This is a genomic window from Pseudoalteromonas sp. SR41-7, from assembly GCF_014163935.1.
Lineage (GTDB): Bacteria > Pseudomonadota > Gammaproteobacteria > Enterobacterales > Alteromonadaceae > Pseudoalteromonas > Pseudoalteromonas distincta.
This window is the reverse complement of record NZ_JACJEF010000038.1, coordinates 1-586: the sequence shown is the minus strand read 5'-3', so window position 1 is coordinate 586 and position 586 is coordinate 1. Positions and strand designations below refer to the sequence as shown.

At 39.9% G+C, this 586-nt stretch carries 2 rRNA genes; both read left to right on the top strand.

Annotated features, from left to right (window positions below):
- Window positions 1-65 (top strand): 16S ribosomal RNA (locus H5092_RS20405); the annotation flags it as partial.
- 298 nt (window positions 66-363) lie between these two features.
- A 23S ribosomal RNA gene (locus H5092_RS20400) occupies window positions 364-586 on the top strand; the annotation flags it as partial.

Below are 586 nucleotides of genomic sequence, written 5' to 3'. Positions count from 1 at the left end.
TCATGACTGGGGTGAAGTCGTAACAAGGTAGCCCTAGGGGAACCTGGGGCTGGATCACCTCCTTATACGATTTAGAACTTATTTGTTCGTAGTGTCCACACAGATGATTGTTAATTAGTGCGTGTCCCTTTGGGATAACTAATTAATATGCTCTTTAAAAATTTGGAAAAGCTGATAATAAAATTCTGATAGATACAGTGTATTTATCAAGAGTTTTCAAAAGTAAAAAAAGAATGGTAGCAGTACCATTCAGTGCCATTTGATTAACGTTTTACGTTGATTGATTGGTATCTACTTTAGTATTCAATATTGACTTCTGGCGAAGTTAAACTGTCACACAACAAAGACCCGTTTGGGTTGTATGGTTAAGTGACTAAGCGTACACGGTGGATGCCTTGGCAGTTGGAGGCGATGAAGGACGTATTAACTTGCGATAAGCCTAGTCAAGCTAGTAAAAAGCACTTGAGACTAGGATTTCCGAATGGGGAAACCCACCTGCTTGCAGGTATCGTTAACTGAATACATAGGTTAACGAGGCGAACGCGGAGAACTGAAACATCTAAGTACCCGTAGGAAAAGAAATCAA